5 protein-coding genes and 1 pseudogene are annotated in these 4,002 nt (G+C 38.9%); 2 read left to right on the forward strand and 4 right to left on the reverse strand.

What is annotated here, in order from left to right; translation table 11 throughout:
• Window positions 1-322: 322 nt before the first annotated feature.
• Window positions 323-580: a hypothetical protein gene (locus tag IQ209_RS17660; RefSeq protein ID WP_193852493.1), complete on the reverse strand. Its 258-nt coding sequence runs from the start codon at window positions 578-580 to the stop codon at window positions 323-325.
• 18 nt (window positions 581-598) lie between these two features.
• Here IQ209_RS17660 and IQ209_RS17665 point away from each other — a divergent pair.
• Both IQ209_RS17665 and IQ209_RS17670 read left to right on the forward strand, forming a co-directional pair.
• Window positions 599-1,077 (forward strand): annotated as a pseudogene (locus IQ209_RS17665) (IS1 family transposase); the annotation flags it as partial.
• A gap of 87 nt (window positions 1,078-1,164) precedes the next feature.
• Window positions 1,165-2,202, forward strand: a complete 1,038-nt coding sequence (locus tag IQ209_RS17670; RefSeq protein WP_193852497.1) for an IS110 family transposase — start codon at window positions 1,165-1,167, stop codon at window positions 2,200-2,202.
• Between the two features lie 299 nt (window positions 2,203-2,501).
• Here IQ209_RS17670 and IQ209_RS17675 read toward each other — a convergent pair whose 3' ends face one another.
• From IQ209_RS17675 to IQ209_RS17685, 3 genes are all read right to left on the reverse strand, one after another.
• Window positions 2,502-3,032, reverse strand: coding sequence for a hypothetical protein (locus IQ209_RS17675; protein ID WP_193852494.1), 531 nt, complete (start codon window positions 3,030-3,032; stop codon window positions 2,502-2,504).
• An 86-nt stretch (window positions 3,033-3,118) separates the two neighbouring features.
• Window positions 3,119-3,385 carry a cysteine peptidase family C39 domain-containing protein gene (locus tag IQ209_RS17680; protein ID WP_193852495.1) on the reverse strand — a complete coding sequence of 89 codons (267 nt, stop codon included), beginning with the start codon at window positions 3,383-3,385 and terminating at the stop codon, window positions 3,119-3,121.
• Window positions 3,386-3,416: 31 nt separating this feature from the next.
• Entirely contained in the window at window positions 3,417-3,656 is a 240-nt protein-coding gene (locus IQ209_RS17685; protein WP_193852496.1) for a hypothetical protein, read from the reverse strand.
• Window positions 3,657-4,002 lie beyond the last annotated feature (346 nt).

Raw genomic sequence — 4,002 nt, forward strand, 5'->3', positions numbered from 1 at the left:
ATCTACAGATATACCTCTATCTAGATAGTCTCTTCTAATCCTATCGGTTATTAAAGAAAAGCCTAAAAATTTCATTTTATTAACGAGATTAGTTTCATTCTTTGTAATCATAATTTCCAAAGTATTAGTTGCCATATAATTGACAATAATTGAATTTTCAGGATATTTAATCATTTTACATTTACCTTAACTGAGGTTGAAGTAAGAATAAGGTTATAATCAGTTCAATAGCTATTCAATAAATTAAGAAAGATCTCAGTTCCATAAACTTTTTGTTAAAGCATACTTAGAACTTTTATTGAACCTGAGATCTTTTAAATATTTAACTAATCAGCTGAATAGGAAAACTAATTTCTCTACCCTTAGCACAATCCCAACTTAGCTTAGCCAGCATTCCAGTTATTCTTGGTTGAACAGGCATTACAGACATTAACCAATTATCAAGATTTCCTATACATTTAATACTTTCTGAAACCTCTAAATAAATAACAAGTTTTGCTTGAAAAAATTTAATTTTCCCATCTACATCAAAACAATAAGTAATTATATCTGAATCTTTATCATGATGTATCCAAGACAAATTAATAGATTTGTATTTGTGGCTCTTGCAATGAATAATGCCGGCATCCGTGACACTGCACGGGCACTACATATCAGTATTAATGCTGTCGTTCGCACTTTAAAAAATTGTCCCCACGATGTGTAACCACATTACCGTTGAAACAGGTGGAAATTGAGCTCATCTGTGAAGTCGATGAGATGTGGTCATTTGTTGGAAATAAAAAGCAACAACGTTGGTTATGGTATGCTTGGGAGCCTCGTCTGAAGCGTATTATTGCCCATACTTTCGGCCGACGAAGCAAAAAGACGTTGAAGAAACTGCTCAAAAAATTATCGCACTTTAACGTCGCTTTTTGGTGTACCGATAAATTCAAGGCTTACAACTTGTTGCCCACAGATAAACACCTCATCGGAAAAAGTTTTACGCAGCGTATTGAACGTGAAAACCTCACCCTTAGAAACCGAATTAAGCGGCTGAATCGTAAAACATTAGGTTATTCAAAATCACCGGAAATAATGGGATGGACGCCCCATTTAAGCGGCATCAGTGTGCCAAAATGGAAGTGTATTCAACACAGCCATTTAATAACGGGAGCGTCCACCATGAAGATTACAACAGTGGGTATCGATCTGGCAAAAAATGTTTTTCAGATCCACGGCGTCGATGCACAGGGTAAAACGGTACTCAAAAAACAGCTACCGCGCGCGAAAATGCTGACGTTTTTCGCCAACCTTTCCCCTTGTCTGATTGGTCTGGAAGCCTGTGGTGGGGCACATTATTGGGCACGTAAGCTGCAAGGTTTTGGTCACGAAGTAAAATTAATCGCGCCACAGTTTGTTAAACCCTATGTCAAAACCAATAAAAACGATGCCGCCGATGCGGAAGCGATTTGTGAAGCGGTGACACGACCGAATATGCGCTTTGTCCCGGTAAAAACAGAAGAACAGCAAAGCATCCTGTCGGTGCATCGTGCACGAGAGGGGTTTGTCAAAGCCCGTACCGCGCAGGCCAATGCCATTCGTGGTTTACTGGGCGAGTTTGGGATCGTGATCGCTCAGGGAATAAAGCAGATTGCAGTACGACTGCCCGAGATTCTGGAGGATGCCGGTAATCGCCTGCCAGAGACCTTCAGGCAACTGCTCCAGCGGTTGGGCGAACACCTGAAAGAGCTTGATCGTCAGGTTGCGGAACTGGAACAGGAAATTCAACGCTGGCATCGTGGCAATGCAGAAAGCCGAAGATTATCGGCAATACCGGGTATCGGCCCGATAACGGCAAGCGCGCTGGTTGCATCAATAGGGGATGCCAGACACTTCGCGAATGGTCGTCAGTTGGCGGCATGGCTGGGTCTGGTCCCCCGCCAACACTCGAGTGGGGGGAAGCCAACCTTACAAGGGATCAGCAAACGGGGTGACAATTATTTGCGAACCCTGTTGATTCATGACGCAAGGGCAGCAGTACGGTACGTAAAAGAGAAAACCGGTCGAACAGAAAACTGGCTGAATAGTCTGCTATCGAGGCGTAATACAAATATTGCTGTAGTGGCGCTGGCGAATAAAAATGCCAGGATTGTCTGGGCATTGCTGGTCCATGACAGGGAATTTGAGGCGAATTATGGGAACCCGGAAACCGGTAACTAAAATCATAAGGTGCAAATAAGGGAGTCCATATAAAAGTCGGTTCTAAAGATTGCACAGGCAATCGAGAAGTGATGGCAAGACAGGTCGGACCGTGATCAGGAAACTCTGGTGTCATGCAAGCGCTTATAGCGCGCCGAAATGATAAGAGCCTGGTCAGCGAATTCCATCAGGGACAGAGGCGACGGCCTCAACTAAAGTCCGGATGTATGGCTGCAATCTTAACCTGGTTCTGGTCATGACAAACGATTGTTTGGCAAACAAGGGGCGTCCATGTATGCATGACAAAGTCATCGGGACTTTTATCGAAAGAGAATATTATATTTAAGACCAATCAACATTTTGAATACGTGACCAAATTTTCCTTTTTTACCAAGTTTAAAACGTCCTTCTTTAATTAATATTTCTAATAACCAGAAGAAAATTTCTTTTCTATGTTTGAAAGTGAAATAAGGAGGAATTTCAATAGAGGTTGGATAATGTCTTGAATATCTAAATAATGTTTCAAGAGAATTGCCCTCAGACAACATAATAATTTGTTCATATTCATTTTCAGATACTATATAATCATTATGAGGGAATAACTGAATTGGAAAAATAACTTTTTTACCTCTAACATATCTATAAGTTATTTCAATTAACTCACTAGATTTATATGGTAATCTAGATAATTTATAATCCTCTAAATCGTTTAAAATATCAAAACTTATTCCACCATGAAGTTTTGCCTGAAAATGTTTGCTAATTCCATCTATATTCAAATAATAAGTAACCACATTTGAATCTTTGTTATAATTCATTGATACCAAATTAATATTCGTAATATTTAACATTATAAAGCCTTTTAAATTTTAAGATAATTATCTTTTTTTAAAAGCCACTTTATTAAGTAGCTTTTTATAAATTTATATACTATGAATTACTTTTGTTTAAAGACGGCATTTCCGCTCCAAGTATTCATAAATTCAGATTCGGTCATTTTATATCTAGTTCCACCTTTCCAAGAGTCTTTTATTAAAACATGTCCTGTTTTAGCATCAACACCGATAACAACTACAAAATGACCAATTCTACTACCTTGATCCCACATTACAGCACTCCAAGAACCCATTTTATTTAAGGAATCAAAAGATTCCCATCCTACAAAACCGCCTCGCCAGTCAATATCATGTTTGTTAAGATCCATAGCCAACTCTTCGGACTTTTCAATCCCCCACCTAGTTTTGTTTGAGAGACCGGAATTTTTCCATCATGAAGTAACATTTCACCACATGCCCCCCACATCCTGTTGGAGTTTTTTGCCCTACAACATCAGGATCTGCTATTTCATCTAATACGTTCCAATTTCCACCAGCACCAGCTTTTGGTGTAACAGGTTTAATATCTATTTTATTAAGAATTCCCTCTCCACGTACCACTCCTAAAGGTACTTTGGCTCCAATTAAAAATGCTGCCACATTCTCTAAAGATTTTTGATCACCTTAGGCTGCTTTTGCTACCGTTGATTTAATACCTTCCCATGCATAACCATTTCTAATAGAGTCAAATGCATTTGCAACAGCTTGATCCTTTTTAGACAAATCACTTATCGCTCTATTTATAGCTGATTATTTTTATGGATAAATATTAATGAAAAAATTTGATGTGATAATAAAACCAGAAGAACATAAGGATCTTCCGGATTTATTTTTAAGTAAAAAACCGCCTTCATAGAAGGCGGCTTTGATTTCGCCCCAGAGGGGCGCTATTAGTTCAGACTCTGAGAGCCTTCACTTCACATCCCTTTTAACGATAATTGATTGT

It is taken from the genome of Xenorhabdus sp. BG5 (assembly GCF_015163665.1).
GTDB lineage: Bacteria > Pseudomonadota > Gammaproteobacteria > Enterobacterales > Enterobacteriaceae > Xenorhabdus.